Below are 26163 nucleotides of genomic sequence, written 5' to 3' on the forward strand. Positions count from 1 at the left end.
GGGCCTTCTTTTTCGGAACTTCATGTTATTTTGCTAAAACGTGGGATCAAAACGCCTTTGGTCCCACTCTCTTTTTTTAATATTTAATATTTCTCTGATTAAGATATGAAATTAACTCAGGATTTAAAATTAATCGTTGTCGCTTTAAGTCCGCAATTGTTTGGCAGTTCAACATCAGCATGATTGTTTTTAAGCCATACTGCCAATCTTTAATATCTGCCACAATTGCGTCATCGTCTTTATGAATGATTTCATGAAGAAAATATCCGGCAACGCCCACTGCGGATGCGCCCATTGCCAAACATTTGGCAACATCCAACGGCGACTTAACGCCGCCGGAAGCAATTGTTGTTAACGGCTGGTCCAAAGCCCGGGATTCCAATAGGGATTCGACCGTAATTAAGCCCCAGTTCTTTAAATAGTCCATATCTTTAGACGGCCTGCGGAAATTTTCGATTGTCGCAAAATTGGTTCCACCACGACCGCTGACATTAATGTATTGAACACCAAGGCCGGCAAGCTCTTGAATCGTCTCTTTGCTCATTCCAAAACCGACTTCTTTGACAATTACCGGAACTTTGATGTTGGCAACAATTTTTTGAATATTTTCAATAAATTGAAATTGACGATCGCCTTCAGGCATGATCAATTCCTGTGCAACATTGATATGCAATTCTAAGGCATCCGCCGATATTAAATCGACGGCTTTTTGGGCATCTTCCAGCGAATGATTTGCACCAATGTTGGCGAAAATGAGACCATTCGGATTTGTCTGCCGGACGATTTTAAAAGAATCTCTCACGCTGGGATCACTCAAGCCAACACTTTCAGAACCGACAGCCATTGCCAAGCCAGTTTTTCTGGCGATATCCGCCAACCGTTGATTGATCTTCTTTGTATGCTCGCTACCGCCGGACATGGCTTCAATATAAAAGGGAGTCTTCAAATCCAATGGACCAATTTTAGTCGAAAAATCGATATCATTCAAAGCATATTTTGGCAAACCATTGTTAACAAAACGAAGATTGTTGAACATATCGTTATCGGTATAAAATTTTTCGGCTAAAGAGACATGTTCGTCTTTGCGGTGTGAGTGTTGTGAAATCATAGGTTACTCCTTATCAAGATCGATAACCGGATGAACGTTAAGTGCAAGCTGCTGGATCCCGTTTTGCTTCCAACTTTCAATCATCGAATCAATATCGGTGTGACTGTCGGCAACAACAATTCCACAGTCACCGCCACCGGCACCCGACGACTTTGCAGCTGCTGAATGGTCCACAGCAATATCACACATTTTTTTCAAAATAGGGGTTTCAATTGGCACTTTAGTGAAAGCAGCCAAATGTTGTAAGATTTCACGATTCCGCTTAATGCCGTCTTTAATAACGGTTAAGCTGCCATCTTTGAAACCATTAATGAGTTCATCCAAACAGGCTTTACTGTCTGCTAAAAATTTGGCATAAGTTTCGTGTTGGTTGCTCTTTTGAATGGCAACTTTGTCGACTAAATGGGAAGTTGAAGCAGGTGAACCGGTCCATCCGATAATCAGCTTTAAATCTTCCGGTGGTGTCAGTTGAGTAATCATCAAGTGGGGCCATGGCTTATTAACCAGATCAGTTAAATCTTCCTGCATTCGGGCTGCCATCAGCCAGTTTCTGTCAAATGAACGATAGGCAATCCAACCGCCATAAACACTTGCGGCGATATCGCCTAAAGAACCGTTGCCTTGGACATCCAAATGGGCAATCGCTGATAACTTGAATAATTTGCTTTTAGTCAGTGGCAACTTGTAAAAGCGGCAGAGTGCTTTGACCGTTGCAACGGTCACTGCAGCGGACGAGCCCAAACCGTACTTTTTGCCATTCGGACTATCCAAATCACTATTAATTCTTAAATCGTAAACTTCCATTGCCCGACCAAGGGATTGAGCATACTCCTCGGTGAGCTGAATGGCTGAAATTATGTAGTTAAATGTATTATCACGGTTGTCAAGGATCATCTGATCCCCACGTCGCCGCCAATAAACAGAATCTTCACGATATTGTTTTGAAACGATGCTTCCAAAAGACTTACTTCGAGAAATTTCAACGGTAACAAATTGGTCAAGAGCCACAATAATAGAAGGGTAGCCGGTTTCGACCACCGCGTATTCACCCGCAATATACAATTTTCCCGGAGCTTTAACCTTAATCAACGGATCATGTCCTTTCTCTTACTACAGATATTTAACGCCCGGTCCAGGTTGGGCAACCGTGACTTTTTCATTACCAAACAGTTTGCTGAAAGTTTCGGTAATCGTTTTGACGTTCTTGGCTTGGCAAATGACTTTGACATTGGGACCTGCGTCAATTGTATAGTAACATTCGATTCCCGAATGTCGCAGCCGTTTGACTTCATTCATTGCATCCAACGTGTCCCCGTTAAAATACAGGAAATCGGGATTGGAGCTGAGGGTTAACGCATGCATCCGCATGGCGTTCAACTCGCTAATCGTGCCAAATCGCGTAAAATCATCATCATGAATGGCACTTTTAATGTTTTGGAGATCCGACTCAACGACTTTCACCCAGGTTGGATAGTAAGGGGAGGTTGTGACGGAAAGGGCCATTCCCTGACGACTGGAGATTGGCTTCTGCTGCTTTTCGACAGTTAACGCGATGATTCTGATGTCATCCAAATTAGGTGTCTCAATTGGAACAGCAAATGAATTCCGATCTTCAGTGCCTTTTTGCCATTCAACAAATCCGCCAAAAATTGACCGGCATGCTGATCCGGATCCTCGTCGGGCCAGTCGTGAAAGTTCCTGATTATCAAGATTCATATTGGCAGCTTTGCTGGCTGCCGCAGCCAAGGCGGCAAACGCGGATGCTGATGAAGCTAATCCAGCTGCTGTCGGAACGTGGTTGTAAGAATCCACGTTGGCATTGAGCTTAATGCCGGCTTTTTGACGAACAATCTCCAGAAAATCATGAACTCGCTGCCAGCTGTTGCCGGACACTGCCTGATCATCAATTGAAACGTTGTCCCGGGTTAAGCTTTGATCAAATGAAACGGTTGTTTTCGTGTAAAACTGATCCAAGGTTAATGAAAGACTGCCGGTATATGGGATGATCATGTCGGCATTTTGTTTGCCCCAATATTTGATCAGAGCAATATTTGTATGTGCAATGGCTGTGACTGCATTATCTGACGAGGTTGTCATGTGCTTCTCCTGTTGAAAATTGATAGTTCTTAAATGATTGAATCCATGTCTGGGTTGCTCCGGCTTTTCTTAGTGCGGTTGAAATCTGTTGGGCATCTGTCTGGTTCTTTGCCAAAGCAATGACACAGCCTCCCAAACCGCTACCGGTTAGTTTGGCGCCAAGGGCGTGATTATCACAGGCAATTTGGCAGAATGTATCCAGAGTGTGATTGCTGACCCCCAATTCTGCCAGATCGTGTTGCGATTGGTTCATCAGCTTTCCCAGCAGTTCATCGTCGGTCGTTGCCAATGCCTCACGGGCTGATTCGGCAATCTTGCCAAGCTCGTTAATCAACGGCTGAGCGGTTTCCGGTTCATCGACCACGTTATCGTGGACGAGGGAAACGGCTTCAGAAGTCTTTCCCTCGATGCCGCTGTCGGCAATGACCAAAGAAGAGGTCGGCAGGTTGAAATCGATTTGTTCGTTAATTTCATTTTTGACAAACCAAATTGGCATATTGGAACTGGCAGTTGCCGAGTCCAAACCGCTTGGGTTGCCATGGGTAATCTTTTCTTCAATGTTGGCTAATTTCAATAATTGGGATCGGGTTAAATTGACTTCGAAAAAGTCAAAAAAAGCCCGTACAATTGCAATTGCAGTTGCGGCAGAAGAACCCATTCCCCGTTCAGCCGGCAGTTTGCTTTGGATATTTAGGTCAAAAGCAATATTTTGTGCGCCGAATAAACTGATGAGGTGATTTGTTAAAGTTTTTACGCCAAGTAAATTGTCGGCCATTTCATTAATCGGGCCATCAAAATAACGGCAGTGAATTTCTTGACCGTTTTGAATTTTCTCGATAGTGGCAGTAACATCCACAGAATAGATTGGAATCGCGATCGCAGGCTTGCCATAAACCACATTGTGCTCGCCAAACCAAATTATTTTCGCATAACTTTTTCCGGTTGCTTTATTTTTCAACTTTATCCGCTCACTTTCAAACATTCCAATTTTATCATAGTTCACTGGTTCAAGAACGTTTTAAAGATATTTTTAGAGATTCATAAATAATTCGGCTTCTTTCCATGGTAGATTATCACATCTTGCTTGTAGTATGATTAAAGTTAGTGAATATTTAATAAACGTCAGCTAATAAGCTCAGATTGGTGAATGACATGAATTCAAAAACCACCTTTGCAGTTGTTGACATTGAAACGACCGGAACGGACATCTCCGCTGACAACCGGACGATTCAGTTCAGCTGCTGCTTAGTTTCTAATAATAAAATAATTAAAACATTTGTGACCGACATTAATCCGCAACGCGAGGTTCCCAACCGGATCGTTCAATTGACCGGGATTACCAACGAACGTCTGAAGAAAGCGAAGACGTTTGATCAGGTGGCCGCACAACTTTATTCCCTATTAAACAACACGGTCTTTGTTGCCCATAATGTCAATTTTGATTTTCCATTTTTAAATGCCGAGTTTCAAAGAGTCGGCTATCCCGAATTACAAATTGAAGCAATTGATACGGTTACGTTGAGCCAAATCCTACTGCCAACTTTGTCCAGTTACCGGCTTCAGGATTTGAGTGCCTACTTTAATATCGTGCATGATCATCCGCACACTGCCGATAGTGACGCGCTGGCAACAGCCAAGCTGCTGTTGATCCTGCTACGGCAAATTCAAATGCTGCCCCGAATTACTTTGGAACAGATTATCAGCATTAATCCATCCCTGCCTCAAGACACGATGCAGGTCTTTTTGGATGCTGACGAGGCGAACCGCAAACGGGTCCATACACCAAAGTTGCCTGATCAATTACGGATTTCTTCGGGATTGGTTCTTCGTAAACATGAACCGATGGATACGGATGACGACAATGATAAACACACTTTCAGATATCCCAAGACCAAGAAAGCCAAGCAAAAGATTTTGCCGGATAATTTGGAATCCCGTCTCGAACAAAATAAAATGATGAATCTGATTTATAATAATTACGCTGATCCCGAACATCATGCTGCCAAGACCTTATTAATCGAAGCCCCAACCGGAATCGGCAAGAGCTTGGGGTACTGTTTGCCGTTAAGCTATTTGGTTTCCAAGAAAAAGCCGGCGGTTATCAGTACGTCGACGACTTATCTGCAATTTCAGTTGCAAAACCAAACCCTGCCGCTTTTGAACGAAGGACTGCCGTTTAAGGTTCACAGCGTTATTTTGAAGGGTGCCAGCCACTACATTGATTTGTATAAATTCCGCAACCTGTTATTTGTACCGGACAGTTCCAGCCAAACGGCGTTTATCAAAGCTCAGATTTTGGTATGGCTGACCGTTACCACAACCGGTGATTTGGATGAACTTCATCTAAACGTTGACCAAACACCATTTGTTTGGAAGATTCAGCATACCGGTGTCAAGTGGCTCGATCCAAATGAACCGTTTTATGACGACGATTTTCTCCGCTATAACTTGAAGAAAGCTGACAGCGCTGATTTTGTGATCGTCAACCACAGTTATTTGATCAAAAACTGGCAGTATTTTAAGAGCTTACCAACCAAGCCATATTTATTGATTGATGAAACTCAGCAATTTTCAGAAACGGCCATTCGAAATAATCAGGAAAAGATTAATCCGTTGGCATTAATAACTGAAATTAACAAAATTTTGGGGAATATCAACGGGACTCACGAAGATAATATTAAAGAAATCGTCGGCGACGACGCTATCCTGGCTAACGCAATCAACCAGTTGGACTCGGAATTGCGACAAGGGAAAGACTTGATATCATCAGTGATTGATACTTTCTTTGCGCTCGTTGTGAAGGGCAAACGGCTTCATCGAAACAATGACTTTTTTGAACGACTGATTCCGATTGGTGAGATGAAAACTGTTACCAATGCCAACCAAGCGTCGATTAATGCTTTACATGATCTCCATGAACGGCTGGACAGTTTATTGGCAACCTTAAACACCCAGATTGACCATAATGCCGATGTATATACCAACCATGATTTCTTGAGCATTTATTCCTTCTTTGAAAACTATAATGAGTTTAATCATAAGCTGCGGTTACTGGTGTCAATTATTGATGTCGATGATCAATCGATTGAGCAGCACGTTACCTGGGTGACGGTTAACAGTGTCAAAGATGTCAACAGCTTGACTTTGAACCGCGGAATCTTGAAGACCGAAGACTATCTGAAGGAACATGTTTATTCGGCTTTTGAACCGGTTACCTTTACAGGGGCGACAATCTTTTCGTCACGGCGCTCCCAGTTTATTTATAATTTGCTTGGGATTAATCGGGAAGATGCTTCTATCAAACGGCTTAAGAGTGACTTTAATCCGCAAGACCAAGCCCGTTTGTACCTGGTCACCGGTACCAATGATCAAAAGTTCGCGACTAATTCGGACAGTTATCTTCAAAAGGTTGCCGCTAACATTGAAACAATTTATAAAAACGAACCACGGCAAACGATGGTCTTGTTTAATTCGCTGAATGCGATTGAGCGGACGTATCATTTGCTGCAGGAAAGTGGTTTTACGGCAACGCACTTTGTTTTGGCTCAGGGCGTTCACGGAACTGCTTCTAAAATCAGCAAGCAGTTTATTCACCATGAACCGGCAATCCTGTTGGGTGCCAATACATTTTGGCAGGGGGTTGATTTTCCCAGAAATCTGCTGGAAAATCTGATTGTGGCTCAATTGCCGTTTGACACCCCGTCTGATCCATATAACCATGCCTTATACTCCATTGAGCGCAGTAAAGGTAAGAATCCCTTTTACAGTATTACACTGCCTAAAGCGACATTAAGGCTGCGTCAGGGGATGGGCCGTTTGCTGCGGACTAAGGATGACTTTGGAACGATCTTTATTTTGGATCCGCGCCTGTTATCCAAGCGATATGGAAGTACGATCCTTGCCAATTTGCGGAATGATATCCCTGTGATCAAGGGCAACATTGATGACTGTGTTTTTGACATGGTTAAGTTTTTTGAAAGCAGGAATTAATGTGCGTCTGCCTGCCGGTTTATTTGCTATAATTAGAGATAACGAAATTTGAGAGGAAGATAACATGCAACGGCATCGAAGAGTTAAAAAACAATCATATGTTAAAATTTCCTGGGTCGTTATCGCCGTCATTTTAATTCTGTGCTTTACGTTCTTTATTATTTTTCATACAGCCGAACGGCCAATGACAATTGCCCGTGGGCAAACTGAAACGATCGCCAAGAAATATGCCGGATTGCGGGATGTCAACTCCTTTTATACCTCAAATCTGGGGAAGACCTATTACTCGGTATCCGGAATTGATAACAAAAATAAAAACGTTTTTGTGATCGTTGCCAAAAAGGGCGGTACTGTAACCGTCATTAACAGCAGCTCAGGTATCAGTGAACAACAGGCCAAGGACGTCATTCAACGGCAAAAGCATCCTTCAAAGTTTAACGGAATCGGACTGACATTAATTAAATCCAAACCATATTGGGTTGCCAGCTATATGAATTCAAAAGGTCGACTGTGTTTTACAACGATTAGTTTTAAGAATGGCCAAATCTATAAATCTATTGAGAACATTTAAAGTATGAAAGGACACTTCAATGAAATTTTCTGAAAGGGCAATGCAGGTAACGCCCTCTGCAACCGTAAAGGTTTCAAACACTGCCAAAGCAATGATCCGCCAGGGAATTGACGTGATTAACCTTGGAATCGGTGAACCCGATTTTAAAACACCAAAGGTTATTTCCGACGCGGCCATTTCAGCGATCCAAGCGGGCAAAACCAGTTTCTACACCCCTGCAAGCGGACTTCCACAATTAAAGGAAGCCATCGCCAATCGAATTAAGCAGGATTATGGGGTAATTTATCCTGCTGACCAAATCAGTGTGACCAGCGGTGCCAAAATGGGTCTGTATGTTTTAATGCAGGCACTGGTTGATCAGGGGACGGAAGTTCTGTTGCCAAAGCCCAGTTGGGTCAGTTACAGACAACAAGTTCTATTGGCTGGTGGCAAGCCGGTCGTTGTTGAAACCGGGGATGATTTTAAAATTACGCCCGAAACGCTGGATGCAGCAGTTACCAGAAATTGTAAAGTACTGGTCATCAACTCACCACAGAATCCAACCGGAACGGTTTATTCCAAAGATGAACTGGCGGCCATTGGTAAGTGGGCCGTTTTCCACAACATTATCCTGATTGCAGACGATATTTACGGCAAGCTGGTTTATAATCAAAATGCCTTCTATTCGTTGGTTCAGGCTGGTGATGAAATTGCCGCTTCCACCGTTTTGGTCAATGGTGTTTCCAAAGCCTATTCGATGACCGGCTGGCGGATCGGTTACGTTGCAGGAGCTCCCGAATTAATCAGCAAAGTCAACTCAATTCTTTCCCACTCAACCGGGAATCCGGCTACGGTTAGTCAATATGCTGCGATTGCGGCTTTTGAATCGGATCAATCCGAAGTTGAGACGATGAGAAAAGCCTTTGAAGAACGGCTGAATAAAATTTATCCATTGGTCCAAGAGATTCCCGGGTTTAAATTAGCTGCCAAACCCCAGGGAGCCTTTTATCTGTTCCCAAATGTGGAAGAAGCCGTTAAGCTTGCGGGGCTCAATTCTTCAGCAGAATTAGTGGATGTTCTTTTGAAAAAGGCCCATGTGGCAGTTGTTGATGGGGATGCCTTTGGAATGTCCGGTTATCTGCGATTGAGCTATGCGGCAAGTTTGGAGAACCTACTGACAGCCGTGGAACGCATTACTAAATTTATGAATCAATTTTTACAAAAACAAACATCTGGAGGAATCGGAATTGAAACAGATTAGTATGGTTGACGCGCCAAAATACGTTAACGAAAAAGTAAAAATCGGCGTTTGGTTAACCAACAAACGATCAAGCGGTAAAATTGCCTTTTTGCAATTACGTGATGGCACAGCTTTTTTCCAGGGAGTGGTTGTTAAAAACAATGTGACTCCGGAAACATTTGAACTTGCAAAAGAAGTTAAGCAAGAAACCAGCATGTGGGTAACAGGAATTATTCATGAAGATTCCCGTTCCAAATTTGGTTACGAAATTGAAGTTGAAACCATTGATGTCGTATCCGAATCTCATGATTATCCAATTACACCCAAGGAACACGGAATTGATTTCTTAATGGATCACCGTCACTTGTGGTTACGTTCAAGCCGTCCCCACGCTGTTATGCGGATTCGGAATGAAGTCATCAAAGCAACTTATGATTTCTTCAATGACGAAGGATTTATCAAGATTGATGCACCTATCTTAACCGGTAGTGCACCAGAAGGAACAACGACACTGTTCCATACTGAGTACTTTGACCGGGATGCATACCTGTCACAAAGTGGCCAGTTGTACGAAGAAGCCGGTGCGGAAGCATTTGGTAAGGTCTTCTCATTCGGACCTACTTTTAGAGCTGAAAAGTCCAAGACTCGTCGACATTTAATTGAATTTTGGATGATTGAACCAGAAATGGCATTCATGCATCAGGAACAAAGCTTGGAAATCCAAGAGCGTTACATTGCCTACCTGGTTACCAGAGTGCTTAAAAATTGTCAGATGGAATTGAAGACCCTTGACCGGGATCCTGAAATTCTTAAGAAATATACCATCTTGCCTTATCCACGAATCAGTTACGATGAAGCAATTGACATGCTCAAAAAGGGTGGTTTCGACCTTGAATGGGGTGTTGATTTTGGTTCACCTGAGGAAACTTTCCTTGCGGATCAATTCAATCAACCTGTTTTCGTTCTCAACTATCCTAAATCAATTAAGCCATTCTATATGAAGCCACATCCAACTCGTGATGACGTTGTTATTTGTGCTGACTTGTTGGCACCTGAAGGCTATGGTGAAATTATCGGTGGTTCTGAACGGGCAACTGATTATGATTACCTATATGACCAAATTATCAAGGCCGGCTTGGATCCTAAAGAATACTCATGGTATCTGGATCTTCGTAAGTACGGTAGTGTGCCTCATTCCGGATTCGGTTTGGGACTTGAACGTGCATTAACTTGGTTGACTGGAGAGGACCATGTTCGTGAGGCCATTCCATTCCCAAGATTGATTAACCGAATTTATCCTTAAAATGAATGTCGTGAATTGATTTTTGACAAGCCGAGGTGATTTGAATGGATGATTACGCTCATGGCATCCTTGATGAAGGTCAAACAACCATTAGCAATTACTTGTTAAATAATTACCACAAAATCGGGATCAATAATCAGGAAATGTTTATTTACATGTTGATTAAGGGTAATCATGACTTGGTTATTCCAATGCCTGAAATGGCTGATCTTCACGAAAAGACAGGGTATTCAGAGCAGCAGCTTTTTAATCTCTTCCATCAGATGATCGAAAAGAAATTAGCAAAAATTACCCAAGTGACAATTGAAGGCCAACAAGTCGATGCATATGATTTTACCCCAATGTATGAAAAACTATCGTTGCTTAACAACGATCAAGTTTCTCAACAGCGCGAGGTCCAATCACCCAAAATCGTCGACAGCCATGAACGACAGTCGGTGTTTGAGAGCATCGAAAAAGAATTTGGCAGAACCTTATCTCCAATTGAGATGGAGTCTATCAGCCAATGGTTGGATATTGATCACTATTCACCTGAGCTAATTCAGATGGCGTTAAAAGAAGCCGTTTTAAATCAAGTTTATAATCTTAAATATATGGATCGCATTATTGGTAATTGGTACAAAAAGAATTTGAAATCCCCGCAGCAAATTGAAGCGTATAAGAAAACCCGCAACAGTGGCCGTGCGGACGACATGTCCAATCAATATAATGGTCCCGATATTCCGTTTATTAATTTAACGGGGAATCCAGATAAATAATAAAAGACCGGTAAAAATTTTACCGGTCTTTTTTCGTACATAAAAAATGATAGGACTCCTGAAAGTTCAAGAGACCTATCATTGTTTTTGATTGATTATTGATTCTTTGTGTTGTTATTGTCGCTATTGTTACCATCGGTATTGGTGTTGCCACCATTATCCGGAGTGGTATTGCTACCACTGCTGCTATCCGTTGAGCTGGACGTAGCAGAATCGCTTCCAGATCCATTGTTACCGTCGCCGCCACTTGGTTTTTGTTCAGATGGGGTCGACTCTGATGTTTCGCTGGAACTTTCAGCACTGCTGGAGCTCTCGTTTGCTCTTGGTTGGGTAACAACCGCTGAGCTGGAACTTGAGCTGCTGTCAGTCGTGTAACCGCTGGTGGTTTGATTGGAACTGTTGTCGGTAACCGTTCCAGGATACCCGGCAACGTAATACTCGGTTTGACCGCCGCGATTTGTTGCGACAACGTCGCTTGGTTGTGTCCAATCAGTATTTGGTTTGTCTTGAGAGATATAGCCCATGACGTTCTTGTAAATTTGTTGGGCAATCGTTGTTTGCGCTGATGTCACGTACGAATTAGCTTTAAATTGATGATCATATCCGGTCCAGATCGCCAATGAATAGTTCTTTGTGTAACCGGAGAACCATGAGTCCATGGTTGACATAGCTGGCACTTTGTTCAAATAGTCGTCTGGATACTGAGTTGTTCCGGTTTTACCTGCTTCATAGAGCCCAGAAACCTTCGCTGCGGTCCCTGAACCCTCTGAATTGGTCATAACACCCTTCAGCATATTGGTAATCATAAACGCGGTCGCAGGGGACATTGCCCGCTTGCCTTTTTTATGATATTTATGAGCAACACCGTTTGGTTGAACGATCTTTTTAATAAGATATGGTTTGTAATAGGTTCCGCCATTTGAAAAGGCAGCATATGAAGCAGCCAGTTGTTCAGATGAAATATATAAGCCAATCCCATTTTGAATTTCGAGTGGTTTCTTAAACGACATTCCCAAATTCTTCAAGAAAGTTGTGGCTTTTGGAACCCCGACATTTTCAAGGGTTCTGATTGCCGGAATGTTTCGGGATTCGACCAAAGCCTTTCTCATTGTAATGGTTCCCTGATACTTATTATCGAAGTCATAAACCGACTTGCTGGTTCCCGGATAAACGTATGGGGTATCTTTTACAGGTTGGTAAGTAGGGTATTTAAGGTACTGAATCGCAGGGCCGTAATCCATGATCGGCTTTGCGGTTGATCCGGATGACCGTCCGGTTTGAACCGCTCGGTTAAGTCCGAATGCAACCTTGGTTTTTCGGCCACCCTGCATGGCGACAACTTGACCGTTATTGACGTTGACAATCGTGGCACCAACTTGGAATCGATTGTTAGGGTATGCAATGGTTGGATCATTATTGCTGATCTGGTAAAGTTTCTTTTGGGCACTCATATCCAAGTTGGTATAAACTTTCAAGCCACGATTTGGCTTGTAGCCTTTTTCTTCCAGTTCTTCAATTGTCTGTTTCAAATAAGAATCAATGTATCTGGATGTCTTAACCGACGTGGTTGCCTTTGAATGGGTCTTTGAAAGGCCACTCTTAACACTGGTATTCTTCGCGCTCTGTGCCTGTTGTTGGGTAATGGCCTTTGTCTTGACCATTGCATCCAGGACTTCATTTCGGCGCTTTGTCGCGTATTGTGGGTACTTATATGGATTGTAGAGCGTAGGTGATTGCGGCATACCGGCAAGTAAGGCAAACTCTGGCAGCGTTAGATGTTCAAGTGTCTTGTTATAGTAGAATTCCGCTGCGGTTTGCATTCCATAAACTCCGTTACCCATGTAGACCTTGTTAATATAGAATTCCAAAATCTGACTCTTGGTATATTTATTTTCAACTTTAATTGCCAGCCAGGCTTCCTGCGCTTTTCGCTTTAAAGTTCGGTCACTTGCGGCGGTTGAAAATACTGAAAGCTTAACCAGTTGTTGGGTTAACGTACTTCCACCTTGAAGGCCCATCGATGAACCGGTTAAATTTGAAACCGCGGCACCGACAATTCGGATCGGGTCAACACCATGATGTTTGTAAAAACGTCGGTCTTCAATTGATACAACCGCTCGTTTCAATGTTCTGGGAATTTTGTTGGACTTAACGTAATCACGATTTTGACTTCCCAGACGTGAAATAACTTTTCCGTTGGCATCATAAAATTTCGTGGAATTATCACTGGTCAGTGCGGAATGAGTGATCCGAGGAGCACCTGCAGCGTAATAAGTAAACAGGCCGGCACCAAAAAGAAAAAGGGCGCCAACTAAGATTAAAGCCCATTTAAGAATTCTCCGAAATGGACCTTTCTTATGGGTAGTACTAAACTGTCGTCCGCGCCGGACTTCAGCACGTGAGTTCTTAGGATTGTTCTGTGACATAGAGTTCTCCTTTGTAACTTATTCGATGATAGAATCAACTGCACGAAGATAGGGTAGTAATGGGTTGATCCTATATTTGATTAAAAAGCCGTCTTGCTCAATGACTTTTCGAGGAATGGATTTACGGCCGCCTTTGTCCTGATTGTCCCAATACTTAATCAAGTCGGTCGCTTTTAATACATAAACTGACTGGTCAGAAATAAATTTGATAATTGCAAAACAGATTCCCTGCTGTTCAAGACATTGACGCATATGTTCAACCTGATGTTTGTGGAAGTTCTTCAGTGGGAAAGAAGTCTTATTCTTAGTTTCCTTGGCATCAAAGTCAATATATTTTCCACGGTAAACACCATTGTAGTCAGTCGTTGAAGCCCTGCGAAAATAAGCCTCTTTGATTCTGGCAGCACTTCGCTTGGGATAATCAACGGAAACAATTTGAATTGGGGTCGGCTTTTTGTGGACAACCGCAATTCCTTCACGCAGGTAATACTGATTGCTTTTGTTAATCTCATCTTCCAAAGTCATTCCACGATTGGAAAAATCAATCGAGTCATTGTGCAGATTTGAAGAGGCTGGTTGTTCGTGGAACTGATTTCCATTCGGGTATCTAATCGTCATTGAACTCTGGCTTCCTTTATTCTGAATAGTTATATTGTACTTCATTTAACTTAATAATAACTACAATAATGTTATTATACCAAGTAGAGAACCTATTTAAAATATTTTATCGTAAGGGTGATATCATGAGCCGCTTGTGGGTAACCGGCTATCGCAGCTATGAATTAGGAATTTTTAAAGATGATGAGCCAAAGCGAAAGGTGATCGATTCAGTTCTCAAAAGCGAACTGACTCAGGCAATTGTCGACGGGATGGACTGGCTGATTTCCGGTGGCCAATTGGGCATCGAACAGTGGGCACTTGAAATGGGCCAGAATTTAAAAAAAGATTATCCAGGCGAGTTTCAAACGTCCATGATGTTACCATTCGACCAGTTTGGCAGCAATTGGAATGAAAATAATCAGGCAAAGCTGCAGGCCCTAAAAGCCAAGGTTGATTTTTCCGCATCAGTTTCTCAAAAGCCGTATCAATCTCCCCAACAGTTAAGAAATTACCAAGAATTCATGCTTAGCCATACAGATCAAGCATTATTGATATATGATTTAGATAATCCAGGCAAATCGCAATATGATTATGACAAAATTAAAAAATTTGCAGAGAATCATCCCTATCCGTATAAGCTAATTACTTTCGACGATTTACAGAGCGCTGCGGACGAATATCAGGAAAACTTGAATAATAGTGTTCAAGATGACTAATTTATGATATTATTTTAGGTGGTTTGTTGCAAATAGTGAGGTGTAACCCATAAATGGAAAACATTAATTATACTCCGAAGGACATTCTTCAAAAAGAGTTCAAGCAAAAGATGCGTGGCTATGATCCTAATGATGTTGACAGTTTCTTAGACGATATCATTAAAGATTATGAAACCTTCAACAAAGAACTCCAGTCTCTCAGCGATGAGAATGAACGTTTAAAAGTCCAAGTTGACGAATTGAATAAACAGCTTGCTGTTTCAGGTTCGCAACCAATGCCATCGGCACCAACCGGCACAGCCCCAACCAGGACTGCTCCAAGTCAACCGATGTCAAGTGCAACCAACATGGATATTTTGAAGCGTCTTTCAAATCTTGAAAGACGAGTCTTCGGATCACAGCTTGATAATAATACCAATGATTCACACAGGCTTTAAAGCTTGCATATAACTAAATGGTGTAAATCCTGAGTAATTGCGGTCGTATTATTACGGCTGAGGAAAGTCCATTCTCGCACGGGCTGAGATGCCCGTAGTGTTCGTGCTCGGTGAAAAAATAAGCCGGGGGACTCTTTGTGAGTTACGGCGGATATTAAAGCTAAGGCTTTGCTATGCTTTAATTCCCTAAGGTGCCACAGTGACGAATGGCATAGGAAACTATGCTGATGGAACGCGGTAAACCCCTCGAGCGGGAAACCCAAACTTTTGGTAGGGGAGCTTCACACACGGTAAATGAACCAAGTGTGGGGGAGAAGTACTTCGGTATTTCTCAGATAGATGATTACTACTTGTTGCATCGTCCTGGGATGTAAGAAGCACAAAACATGGCTTACAGGGATTTACACCAAACAGGTTGAGTGGGAGCTTGCTCCCACTTTTTTGTTACCCAGAAAATGAAATGAGATGGCTAAAATGAAATTTAAATTAATCGCTACATGTGCCGCCGGAATTGAGGCACTCGTTGGAAAAGAAATGCGTGACCTGGGCTATGATGTTCAAGTTGAAAATGGCCGGGTAAGATTTACCGGTGATGAGCGGGATATTATTAAAACTAATCTTTGGCTCCGGACTGCTGACCGAATCAAGATTGTGGTCGATGAATTTGATGCAAAAACTTTTGATGAGCTCTTTGAACAGACAACTGCAATTGCCTGGGATAAGATGCTGCCCATGGATGCTGCCTTTCCCGTTGAAGGCCGTTCCAGAAATTCGAAGCTCCACAGTGTGCCTGACTCTCAAGCGATTGTTAAAAAGGCGATTGTTAATGAATTGAGCATGGCTTATCATCGCCACACCAGATTACCCGAAACCGGTGCCAAATTTCCTTTGGAAGTGGCAATTAACAAAGATCACGTCATGTTGACGTTGGATACCACGGGTTCCAGTTTGTTCAAACGGGGCTACCGGGTTGAAAAGGGCTCTGCACCACTGAAAGAAAATATGGCTGCGGCATTGGTTATGCTTACCAGCTGGTTCCCGGAAATGCCATTTTTGGATCCATTTTGTGGTTCAGGAACCATTCCAATTGAAGCTGCGATGATTGGCAGAAATATTGCGCCCGGTTTTAATCGTGACTTTATTTGTGAACAATGGCCATGGATTGATGCTGACATGGTTCAAAAAGTTCGTGACGAAGCTGATTCAAAAGCTGATTACGATATTGAATTAGACATTTCTGCCAGTGATATTGATGGTAATATGATTGAAATTTCCAAACGCAACGCTGAAGAAGCCGGCTTACTGGCTGATATTCATTTCAAACAGTTGGCAGTGGCTGATTTTAAGACCGATAAGGTAAACGGTGTAATCGTTGGAAATCCACCATACGGACAACGAATGAGTGATGAGGAGCATGCCCATGTATTGTATAAGCAAATGGGCAAGGTCTTTAATCCACTAACCAGTTGGTCGAAGTATTTCCTCACGTCAGATTTGGACTTTGAAAAGTACTACGGTGCCAAAGCAACAAAACGCCGGAAATTATATAACGGATCCATTAGGACGGACTATTTTCAATTTTGGGGCAAGAAAGTTCGAGATTTGCGCAGTTTGGACCAAATTAAAGCGAAATAAGTTCGAAAATATGCTAAAATAAGAACAACTTGGTGAAAAGAAGTGGGTAAATGGTTAAACAAGTCGCAATCATTGGCGGTGGAATTATTGGTGCTACTGCTGCCTTTTATTTGAGTTATTTGCAAGGTAACGAAAATGTTCAAGTGACATTATTTGATGACGATCACGGTCAAGCAACCAAAGCGGCATCGGGGATCATCTCGCCATGGCTTTCAAAGCGCAGAAATAAGCGCTGGTATGCGTTGGCCAAACGTGGCGCGGAATTATATTCGGATTTGGTTAAAGCTGCTCAGCTGAGCGATAAGGCCTATCAACAGACCGGAACGATTGTGACCAGAAAGAATCACGAAGATCTGTTGAGTCTCTATCATGACGCCCAGATTAAGCAACAGCAGACGCCGGCAATGGGCCACGTTGAGTTGTTGGATGCAGATGCCGTCCAGAAAAAAATGCCCCTGCTGACAAATCCTCCAGAAGGAATTTTTGTGAGCGGTGGGGCACGAATTGATGGAGCCGATTTTGTTAAAGAGTTGTTGGAACATGCTGAAGCTAATAATGTTCAAGTAAAACACGAACGAGTTTCAGTATTGCCTAACGGCGACGTTCGCAGCTCGGAAGGCACTCAAACGTTTGATCACGTGATTGTTGCTACCGGTGCCTGGATGCATGAAACGCTGGCGCCTTTGGGGCTCAATGTTAAGGTCCGACCACAAAAAGGTCAACTGATTGATTTGACTGTGGCCATGCCATCAAAATGGCGCAATATGCCTGTTATGATGCCGGAAAGCATGAGTGATATTATTCCTTTCAATGGTGGTAAATTGGTTATTGGCGCAACTCATGAAAATGACGAAGGCTTTGACTTAACACCAAAGCCAGCCGCTCGCAATCAGTTGTTCGAAAACGCAAAAGCGTTTATTTCAACTTTGTCAGAATCACAAATTACCGACATGCGGGTTGGCACTCGAGCCTATACCGGTGATTTTGCGCCATTCTTTGGTGCCTTACCGGACTTGTCATCATTTTTGGTTGGCGGCGGCTTGGGATCTTCAGGCCTGACAACCGGTCCAATCATCGGTTACTTTCTGGCTCAAGCAGTTCTGGGTAATCATTCTGATGATTGGAGCCGTTACACGAAGCCAGTTAGTTCGTACATTGGTTAAATTGAGTGGAGTGCCTGAATTGCCAGGGTATGAGCACCCATATTTTGGCTGTCGGGAATCCATGTATTGACGACCGTATCAAATTTACCTTGCAGATCCAACAGTTCATCAACATACTTTTCAAAGTGTTTAGCATATTGCTTATTTAAACTGTCCGAGACAATTTTACTGTCGGTATTAAAAAAGATAATTTCCGATGGATCAATTTTTAGGGCAATGAGTTTTTTAAAGCCATCGATTGCGGCGATAAACTCTGCTTCATGATTGTTGGTTGGTTCAATGACTTTATTTAATTGGAGCTGCTTGCCATTGTGAACAATTAATATTCCAATTGCGGTATGACCAGTGTGTTGATTGACGGCAGCGTCTGTATATAGTTTAATCATTTATTTACACTTTCTTTAAGGAGTTTTATTATGATAACCCAAAAGCGTCACTTCTTTTATCAGCCAAGCCCACTAAGCAGTATTATTTGTTGGAGCTGGACGTTAGTCATCTTTTTTATTGGTGTCATTATTTGGCTTGAAATAACCCATTTTCAATGGATTACTTTATTTTTCTTCGTACTATTTGCTGTGATTGCATGGGCGGAAATTCATTTTCGCAGCATCAATGTTTATGATCATAAATTTGTGGTCAGTCGGATTACTAATCCTCATTGGCTGACACTCGATCTTGATCAAATTTCACATGTCACCACGTCAAAATATCAGCTGGCATTCGTTGCCAATACGAAAATCTATAGTTTCATTTTACCTGCTAATTCTGTCATTGAAATAAAAGAATTGATTTCCAACGAATAATCTCTGCTGTTGTTGTCTGTCGATAGTTATTTTAGGAGGGTCATGAATCATTATGAAGAGCGATGTTGAAATTTCCCAAGAAACTGCTATGGAACCAATTACAAAGATTGCTGATAAAATCGGAATCACTGATGATCAAATCGAACAATATGGTAAGTATAAAGCCAAAATCAATTTCGACCCAACAACTGAAAAGTCAAATGGCAAACTAATTTTGGTCACTTCCATTAACCCAACGGCTGCCGGTGAAGGTAAGACAACCGTTACGATTGGTCTTGGTGATGCCTTAAACGAATTACATAAAAAAGTTGTTTTGGCTCTCCGTGAACCATCACTTGGCCCTGTTATGGGAATGAAAGGCGGCGCTACCGGTGGTGGTTACGCCCAAGTTGTTCCGATGGATGACATTAATTTACACTTTACCGGTGATTTTGATGCATTAACAGAAGCTAATAATACATTGGCAGCTTTGATTGATAACCACATTCAACACGGTAACCAATTGAATATCGATCCTCGCCAAATTACTTGGAAACGGGTAATGGATGTGAACGATCGTGAATTACGTCAAGTTGTTGTCGGCCTAGGTGGTCGAACATCTGGTGTTCCACGTCAGGATGGTTTTGATATCACCGTTGCAAGTGAATTGATGGCAATCTTATGCTTGGCAACCAGTTTGACCGATCTTAAGAAACGCATCAGCAAAATGCTGATCGGCTATACCTATGACCGTCAGCCGGTAACCGTTGCTGATTTGCACGTCCAAGGTGCTTTAACATTATTATTGAAAGATGCAATCAAGCCAAATTTGGTTCAAACCATCGAACATACACCAGCCTTTATTCATGGCGGTCCATTTGCCAACATTGCCCATGGCTGTAACAGTATTTTGGCTACTCAGGCAGCTCTTCATTTTGGTGATTATGCCATTACAGAAGCCGGATTCGGTTCAGACCTTGGTGCTGAGAAATTTATGGACATTGTGACACCACGACTTAAGCAATCTCCTGATTGTGTCGTTGTTGTTGCGACTGTTCGGGCACTGAAACTGAATGGTGGTGCTGACAAGAAGGCATTAAACGACGAAAATTTGGATGCTCTCAAGAAGGGAATCGTTAATTTGAAGCGTCACGTTGAAGGTATGCAGCAATATGGCAAGCCGGTTGTTGTGGCAATTAACAAGTTTGCCAGCGATACGGAAGCTGAATTGAGCTATCTTCAAGATTATGTCACAAACGAATTAAAAGTTACCGGAACCATTATTAACAGTTGGGCAGAAGGCGGCAAAGGTGCAATTGATCTTGCAAAAGACGTTATTGCAGCCTGCGATCAACCTGCTGATTTCCATGAGTTATATTCAGATGATGATCCTTTGGAAGAAAAAATGAACAAAATTGTTACCACAATTTACGGTGGTGATGGAATCGAATTCTCAGGAAAAGCCAAAACAGCATTGAAACGCATCAAAAAGCTTGGCTATGACAAGTTGCCTGTCTGCATGGCTAAAACCCAGTATTCATTTACAGATAATGCCAAACAGTTGGGCGCACCTGAGAACTTCAAGATTCACGTTTCAGATCTACAATTAAAATTGGGAGCAGGATTTATTGTTGCCCTGACGGGAAGAATTTTGACCATGCCTGGTCTGCCAACTCATCCGGCAGCCCTTGATATGGATATTGATGAGCAGGGACGGATTACCGGTCTGTTCTAAGAGGAGCGATTAATTTGCCAGTTATTTACGCGATAGGAATCATTGTACTAATTGTCATTGACCAATTAGTCAAACACTTTGTGGTGGCTAGTCTGGCACTTGGTGAATCTTTTTCAGTTGTTAACGGGGTGCTTTCGATTACCCGGATTAACAATACTGGGGCGGCATGGAGCATCTTATCCGGCCATCAGTTTGTGTTCGTCATCATTGCCATTTTCGCTGCGGTGTTGGTTTCTTATTTCATTGTTAAATACTGGTCAAATATTCCTTATCGGATTGGACTCGGTTTATTGCTGGCAGGGACCCTTGGAAATGTCATTGATCGAGTCGTCAATAATCACGTGGTTGACATGTTTCAACTGGATTTTATTAATTTTCCCATTTTTAATTGCGCCGATATGTATTTGACGTTTGGAATATTGATTTTAGCAATTGCTATTATCAGGGAAGGTTGATAAGAGGTTGAGCGCTACGTTGAAAAAATTTACGATTGATGGACAGACTGGCCGATTGGATAAAATTGTCTCTGAATTGGATCCTTCAGTCAGCCGTTCAAGAGCCAAGAATTTAATTGATGATGGTCACATTTTGGTGAATGGTCAAACAGTCAAGCCAAAGTATAAAGTCAGTCACGCCGATGAAATTACTGTTGAAGAGGTCAAACCCAAGCCAATTAGTTTGGAACCTGAAAACATCCCACTGGACATTGTTTATGAAGATGATGACGTCATCGTTGTAAACAAGCCACAGGGAATGGTGGTTCATCCATCGCCTGGTCATCCCGACCACACTTTGGTAAACGCACTGCTGTATCATAGCCCGCTTTCAACGATTAACGGCGAGTTTCGTCCCGGAATTGTCCATCGAATTGATAAGGACACTTCAGGATTGTTGATGGTGGCCAAAAACGACGATGCTCACAAGTTCCTATCCCAACAACTGAAGGCTCAAAAAAGCTTACGAAAATACGTTGCTTTGGTTCACGGAAGAATCAATGAGGACTCTGGAGTTGTGAATGCGCCGATTGGCCGTTCTCCAAAGGACAGGAAGAAGCAAGCTGTTGTGGCCGATGGCAGAAGTGCAGTGACGCACTTTGAAGTGTTGGAACGGTTTGATGATTACACGTTGGTATCCTGCCGACTGGAAACCGGCCGAACCCATCAGATTCGGGTGCACATGAAGTACATCGGTCATCCAATTGTTGGTGATCCGCTTTATGGTCCGCGAAAGACAATCAAAGGCCACGGGCAGTTTCTTCACGCCCAAGAGCTGGGATTTGAACATCCGAAAACTCATGAATTAATGGTCTTTTCTGCACCAATTCCACCAATATTTGAAAAAACACTAAATAATTTACGATTAAACAACGCTCTAGGATCTTGACAATCCGGCGTTGTTTTCATATTCTGAAGAGGTATAGCATTTTAATGCAATTATCAGGGACAAATGTTACTCAATTAAGGAGCTTTAACTAATGGGAAAGATAATATTAGACAAAATGGCCATGCAGCGGGCCTTAACAAGAATTACTTATGAAATCGTTGAGAAAAACAAAGGTGTCGAAGATTTGGTTTTAATCGGCATTAAGACCCGAGGAATATTTTTAGCAAATCGAATTGCTGATCGGCTCCAACAATTGGAAAACGTTTCAATTCCCGTCGGTGAATTAGATATCACAAATTATCGTGATGATATTGAACACGATGCAGTCAGCACCGATGTCAAAATGTCCAACAACAAAATTAACTTTTCCATTGAAGGAAAACGGGTTATTTTGGTTGATGATGTTTTATATACCGGAAGAACTGTTCGAGCTGCACTTTCTGCAGTTATGGACCTCGGACGTCCCAAGAGCATCAACTTGGCAGTTTTGGTAGATCGCGGTCATCGTGAATTACCAATCAGAGCTGATTTTGTCGGCAAAAACATTCCAAGTTCTCAAAAAGAAAAGATTAAGGTTTATGTAACAGAGATTGACGACAAGGATGCTGTTGAACTCATCAAATAATTCTTATTAACGAGGAGTCAGCATGACGGAAAGATATTTAATTTTAGAAGATGGATCCGCATATGCTGGAAAAGCATTTGGATCACTTGCAACTACGACTGGTGAAATTGTTGCCAATTCGACAATGAACGGTTATCAAGAAATTATCTCCAATCAGATCTACCATAACCAAATCATCGTTTTCACTCAGTCATCTATTGGAAATACCGGGCTCGACCAAAATGCGTACGAGTCTATTTTGCCATCCGCAAAGGGTGTCATTGTCCGGGAATATGAAAACCTGGCAACTGACCACTTTAAGCGGATTTCTTTGGATAAATATTTAAAACAACATAAAATTCCGGGGATTTATGATGTGGACACCCGAGAGATTCGGCATCATTTACAAAGACGTGGCAACATGAAGGCCAGCATTGTTGATGTCGCTGACGACCATGCCTTTGACCAGCTGCACGCAACCGTGTTAACCAATCAACAAGTTGCTCAAGTAGCCACACCCAAGCCATTTCCCAACCCTGATGAAGGGGCAAATGTTGTTGTGGTGGACTTTGGATTAAAGAGTGGGATTTTGCGTGAATTGTCACACCGGGATTGTAACGTAACGGTTGTTCCCTGGGACTTTTCAGCGGCTCAAATTTTAGACCTTGATCCTGATGGAATCGTATTATCCACTGGACCAGGTTCACCAGCCAACTTACCAACATCCGTATTAAAAATGATTACCGAAGTCCAATCACGGGCACCGCTGTTTGCAATTGGACTCGGTCATGAGTTGTTCGCATTAGCCAATGGTGCAAAAATTTCCCAGTTAAATGTTGAACACCATGGAAGTAATCATCCGATCAGAGAAATTATTACTAATGAAATCTTCTTTGCTGGCCAGGAGCAAGGGTACGCGGTCGATCCCAAGTCGATTGATCACGCCCAACTGTTCATCACTTACGTTGATTTGGTCAACGGAACTGTCCAGGGATTAAGACATCGTGATTACCCCGCATTCTCCGTTCAGTTTTCACCTGATGGCGCACCAGGTCCCAAAGACAGCGTCGGCTTGTTTGATGACTTTATGGAAATTATGGCAAGAAGAAGGGACAACAATGACGATAGATATTAAAAAAGTTTTGATACTCGGCGGTGGTCCCACAAATATCGGTCATGAAAATGAGTTGGACGCAGCAGCGTTTGAACGACTAATGGCGTTGAAAAAAACCGGTGCCAAGATTATTTACGTCGATAACAACGCTTTTTCAGTGACGACTGATGAGATTCAGCCTGCCAACGTTTACGTACAAGAAGTCAACTTTCAAAATACTGTCAATATCATTGAAAAAGAAAAGCCGGATGCGGTTATGGCAACCACTGGTGGCTTAAATGGCATGCAAATTGCTTGGCAATTAGCTGAAAGTGGTATTTTGTCGTCTAATAATATCACCTTGCTTGGAATCAAACCGGCTGATTTACGAAAGGTCATGGATAATCAAAAGCTCCGTGATACCTTAACCGAGATTAACGAAAAAGTGATCGCGTCAAAAATCGTTGCAAATGATGACGAGGCCATGGACTTTATTCGTGAAGTAGGATTTCCTGTCATTGTGAAGCCAATGTCATCCAGTCACGATACCAGTCGATTCATTTGTAACAATACAGATGAATTGGAAGATGCCCTTGATGTCAGTTTTAAGCGGACTTACATTAAGCGCTGTTCAATTGAGCAAAGTATCGTTGGTTACAAAGAAATTGAAATGGTTGGAATTCGTGACGCAAACGGTAATAAAATCTTGATTTCAGGAATGGAAGACATGGATCCAATTGGGATTCATTCAGGGGATTCAATTATTTTTGCGCCCACCCAAACGTTGATTAACGAAGAATATCAAGCGCTCCGGACAGCCACATTCCGAATCATGGATGCACTGAATATTACCGGTACCTGTCACGTTCAATTTGCCCAATCAAGAACCAGTTCCAACTATTTTGTCACAAAGGTCAGTCCATTCTTCACCCGGAACACCATTTTGGCAGCCAAGGCGACAGGCTATCCATTAACCTATGTCTCAAGCTTTCTTGAGTTGGGGTGTAATCTTACGGAAATCAAGTTACCAAGCAAATACAGCAAGTTTTTGGCGTTTATGGAGCCAACCATGGACCATGTGGTTGTCAAAATTCCGTTATGGCCGTTCCGAGACATTACGGATGTTGATCAACATTTAAATACTTTAATGAAATCGGTTGGTTCAACCATCGGAATTGGCCGCACGGTTGAAGAGGCAATTATCAAATCAATGCATAGTTCACAATTTTCACCGCGAGATGTTTTACCAAGTGTCTCAACGGTTGATGACGATGATGTGATCAACCAGTTGATTCATCCTTTGGCAAGTCGAATTCTCATTTTGATGGAGGCACTCCGACGGGGATTCTCAATTGATGAACTTTCAGAATTGACGCAAATTGATCGGTTTTATTTCTACAAGTTAAACCAGTTGCTGAGGGCGCAGGACTTTGTCGTTAACAATCCACTTTCACCACAATCAATTGAAATTGGCCATAAGTATGGTTTTGGAGACGGAATGCTTGCTGAATTGTGGCAAGTGAACATCTCAAAAATTCAGCAAATGAATCAAAATTACCATAACCGGGTAACTTACAAAGCAATTGAACCCAGTGCTGGCGAGTTCTTGGAATGTACAAACATTTTCTACAGCAGTTACGAACTGGAAAATGAAAGTCGGCCGTTTACAGAAAAAAGTGCATTGGTCATTGGTCGGGGAGGTAATCAGCTGGGACCCAATTCCGCTGCTGATTACTATACATCCCAGATCCTCAGATCTTTGCATAAGTGCGGCTATAAGACGATTATCATGAACACGAATCCCAATGCGGTATCACTCACGCCACAGTTGAGTGATAAACAATATATTGAGCCGATTCAGCTTGGAAACATCCTCAATATCATTGACCTTGAACAGCCTGATGTGGTTATTTTACCTGGTAATCGACATTATCTGTCTAAACAGTTAAAACAATTTAAAAATTTGAATATTCTTGTTTTGCCGCCAGACCAAAAAGTTGCCACATACAATCAAAAGCATGCGACAACGGCAGTGGACTTGTTTATTGAGGGCGATGAAGTCTTACCAGTAACGACAATTTCGTTTGTGGGTAAAGACCAAATGACCGATCTTCGATTTATTAACGATTATAAAGAGCCGATGGATAATTGGCAGACGGATGAAGCTAAATTAATTGCTGATGCTTCGAAGAATATTGATACGCATGAATGGCAAGGATTAGTGCAGGTCTTGTATAATACAACTGGCGATTCTAATTATGAGATGACGGGTATTCGGCCAGTTCGAATTACTGAAACGGCATTTCTGACTAAAATCACGGGTATTAACTGGATCAATGTTTTGGTTCGTAAATATCTTGGGAAACTCGATTTGGATTCTCTCAAGGATGATTTAAAGCCGACAGAGCATCAGCGGTCCGCAATCATGACCGCTCATTTCCCGTTTAGAGAGCTCCAATCTGGTCGCTCGGAAGGGACCACGAAACAGGAAGTTGGCTCTTCGCTTTCCTTTAAAAATTTTGAATAATCAAAAAGCATTTCGA

23 protein-coding genes and 1 other RNA gene are annotated in these 26163 nt (G+C 42.3%); 17 read left to right on the forward strand and 7 right to left on the reverse strand.

Annotated elements, in window-relative coordinates:
• Nucleotides 1–76 precede the first annotated feature (76 nt).
• From fni to mvk, 4 genes are read right to left on the reverse strand one after another with little or no spacing between them, the layout of a single operon-like run.
• A complete protein-coding gene (gene fni / locus DNL43_RS09710) occupies nt 77–1108 on the reverse strand; it encodes a type 2 isopentenyl-diphosphate Delta-isomerase (protein WP_054768879.1) in 1032 nt (343 codons plus the stop codon).
• A gap of 3 nt (nt 1109–1111) precedes the next feature.
• Nucleotides 1112–2197: a phosphomevalonate kinase gene (locus tag DNL43_RS09715; protein ID WP_057962358.1), complete on the reverse strand. Its 1086-nt coding sequence runs from the start codon at nt 2195–2197 to the stop codon at nt 1112–1114.
• A 21-nt stretch (nt 2198–2218) separates the two neighbouring features.
• Nucleotides 2219–3205: a diphosphomevalonate decarboxylase gene (gene mvaD, locus DNL43_RS09720; protein ID WP_057962357.1), complete on the reverse strand. Its 987-nt coding sequence runs from the start codon at nt 3203–3205 to the stop codon at nt 2219–2221.
• The gene (gene mvk, locus DNL43_RS09725) at nt 3186–4208 is read right to left on the reverse strand and encodes a mevalonate kinase (protein ID WP_225439236.1); all 1023 of its coding nucleotides are present in this window, start codon (nt 4206–4208) and stop codon (nt 3186–3188) included. The genes mvaD and mvk overlap by 20 nt, the downstream gene beginning before the upstream one ends.
• Before the next feature lie 149 nt (nt 4209–4357).
• Here mvk and DNL43_RS09730 point away from each other — a divergent pair, with 149 nt between their 5' ends.
• From DNL43_RS09730 to DNL43_RS09750, 5 genes are all read left to right on the forward strand, one after another.
• Complete coding sequence (locus DNL43_RS09730; protein ID WP_057962356.1) at nt 4358–7195, forward strand: helicase C-terminal domain-containing protein; 2838 nt, start codon at nt 4358–4360, stop codon at nt 7193–7195.
• Between the two features lie 64 nt (nt 7196–7259).
• The gene (locus tag DNL43_RS09735; RefSeq protein ID WP_057962355.1) at nt 7260–7766 is read left to right on the forward strand and encodes a cell wall elongation regulator TseB-like domain-containing protein; all 507 of its coding nucleotides are present in this window, start codon (nt 7260–7262) and stop codon (nt 7764–7766) included.
• A gap of 19 nt (nt 7767–7785) precedes the next feature.
• A complete protein-coding gene (locus tag DNL43_RS09740) occupies nt 7786–9006 on the forward strand; it encodes a pyridoxal phosphate-dependent aminotransferase (protein WP_057962354.1) in 1221 nt (406 codons plus the stop codon).
• Complete coding sequence (asnS, locus tag DNL43_RS09745; RefSeq protein WP_054768877.1) at nt 8993–10288, forward strand: asparagine--tRNA ligase; 1296 nt, start codon at nt 8993–8995, stop codon at nt 10286–10288. Before DNL43_RS09740 ends, asnS begins: the two co-directional genes overlap by 14 nt.
• A 44-nt stretch (nt 10289–10332) precedes the next feature.
• A complete protein-coding gene (locus DNL43_RS09750; RefSeq protein ID WP_054768876.1) occupies nt 10333–11046 on the forward strand; it encodes a DnaD domain-containing protein in 714 nt (237 codons plus the stop codon).
• Between the two features lie 95 nt (nt 11047–11141).
• On the opposite strand, the gene DNL43_RS09755 is transcribed toward DNL43_RS09750, so the two are convergent.
• A complete protein-coding gene (locus DNL43_RS09755; protein WP_057962353.1) occupies nt 11142–13472 on the reverse strand; it encodes a PBP1A family penicillin-binding protein in 2331 nt (776 codons plus the stop codon).
• An 18-nt stretch (nt 13473–13490) separates the two neighbouring features.
• A complete protein-coding gene (recU, locus tag DNL43_RS09760; RefSeq protein WP_054768875.1) occupies nt 13491–14090 on the reverse strand; it encodes a Holliday junction resolvase RecU in 600 nt (199 codons plus the stop codon).
• 125 nt (nt 14091–14215) lie between these two features.
• Between recU and DNL43_RS09765 the strand changes: the two genes are divergently transcribed.
• From DNL43_RS09765 to DNL43_RS09785, 5 genes are all read left to right on the forward strand, one after another.
• Nucleotides 14216–14788: a DUF1273 domain-containing protein gene (locus DNL43_RS09765; protein WP_057962352.1), complete on the forward strand. Its 573-nt coding sequence runs from the start codon at nt 14216–14218 to the stop codon at nt 14786–14788.
• A 53-nt stretch (nt 14789–14841) separates the two neighbouring features.
• Complete coding sequence (gene gpsB, locus DNL43_RS09770) at nt 14842–15225, forward strand: cell division regulator GpsB (RefSeq protein WP_054768874.1); 384 nt, start codon at nt 14842–14844, stop codon at nt 15223–15225.
• A gap of 25 nt (nt 15226–15250) precedes the next feature.
• An RNA gene (gene rnpB, locus DNL43_RS09775) (RNase P RNA component class B) lies at nt 15251–15624 on the forward strand.
• Between the two features lie 66 nt (nt 15625–15690).
• Nucleotides 15691–16860, forward strand: coding sequence for a THUMP domain-containing class I SAM-dependent RNA methyltransferase (locus DNL43_RS09780; RefSeq protein WP_057962351.1), 1170 nt, complete (start codon nt 15691–15693; stop codon nt 16858–16860).
• 50 nt (nt 16861–16910) lie between these two features.
• A complete protein-coding gene (locus DNL43_RS09785; protein ID WP_054768873.1) occupies nt 16911–18023 on the forward strand; it encodes an NAD(P)/FAD-dependent oxidoreductase in 1113 nt (370 codons plus the stop codon).
• On the opposite strand, the gene DNL43_RS09790 is transcribed toward DNL43_RS09785, so the two are convergent.
• Nucleotides 18020–18409, reverse strand: a complete 390-nt coding sequence (locus DNL43_RS09790) for a ribonuclease HI family protein (RefSeq protein WP_054768872.1) — start codon at nt 18407–18409, stop codon at nt 18020–18022. The genes DNL43_RS09785 and DNL43_RS09790 overlap by 4 nt on opposite strands.
• A 30-nt stretch (nt 18410–18439) precedes the next feature.
• Between DNL43_RS09790 and DNL43_RS09795 the strand changes: the two genes are divergently transcribed.
• The 7 genes from DNL43_RS09795 to DNL43_RS09825 all read left to right on the forward strand — a co-directional run bounded on the left by DNL43_RS09795 (nt 18440) and on the right by DNL43_RS09825 (nt 26147).
• The gene (locus DNL43_RS09795; protein WP_057962350.1) at nt 18440–18826 is read left to right on the forward strand and encodes an EbsA family protein; all 387 of its coding nucleotides are present in this window, start codon (nt 18440–18442) and stop codon (nt 18824–18826) included.
• Nucleotides 18827–18878: 52 nt separating this feature from the next.
• Entirely contained in the window at nt 18879–20540 is a 1662-nt protein-coding gene (locus DNL43_RS09800) for a formate--tetrahydrofolate ligase (protein ID WP_057962349.1), read from the forward strand.
• Nucleotides 20541–20554: 14 nt separating this feature from the next.
• Nucleotides 20555–20995, forward strand: a complete 441-nt coding sequence (gene lspA / locus DNL43_RS09805; RefSeq protein WP_057962348.1) for a signal peptidase II — start codon at nt 20555–20557, stop codon at nt 20993–20995.
• A gap of 19 nt (nt 20996–21014) precedes the next feature.
• Nucleotides 21015–21923 (forward strand): RluA family pseudouridine synthase, encoded by a 909-nt coding sequence (locus DNL43_RS09810; protein ID WP_054768871.1) that lies wholly within the window; start codon nt 21015–21017, stop codon nt 21921–21923.
• A gap of 91 nt (nt 21924–22014) precedes the next feature.
• On the forward strand, nt 22015–22548 hold the full coding sequence (gene pyrR, locus DNL43_RS09815; RefSeq protein ID WP_057962347.1) for a bifunctional pyr operon transcriptional regulator/uracil phosphoribosyltransferase PyrR: 534 nt from the start codon (nt 22015–22017) through the stop codon (nt 22546–22548).
• Nucleotides 22549–22570: 22 nt separating this feature from the next.
• Nucleotides 22571–23662, forward strand: a complete 1092-nt coding sequence (locus DNL43_RS09820; RefSeq protein WP_054768870.1) for a carbamoyl phosphate synthase small subunit — start codon at nt 22571–22573, stop codon at nt 23660–23662.
• Nucleotides 23646–26147 (forward strand): carbamoyl phosphate synthase preATP-grasp domain-containing protein, encoded by a 2502-nt coding sequence (locus DNL43_RS09825; protein ID WP_057962346.1) that lies wholly within the window; start codon nt 23646–23648, stop codon nt 26145–26147. Before DNL43_RS09820 ends, DNL43_RS09825 begins: the two co-directional genes overlap by 17 nt.
• The last annotated feature ends 16 nt before the right edge of the window (nt 26148–26163 follow it).

Origin of the sequence: Lentilactobacillus kefiri (assembly GCF_009739535.1) — a bacterium.
GTDB lineage: Bacteria > Bacillota > Bacilli > Lactobacillales > Lactobacillaceae > Lentilactobacillus > Lentilactobacillus kefiri.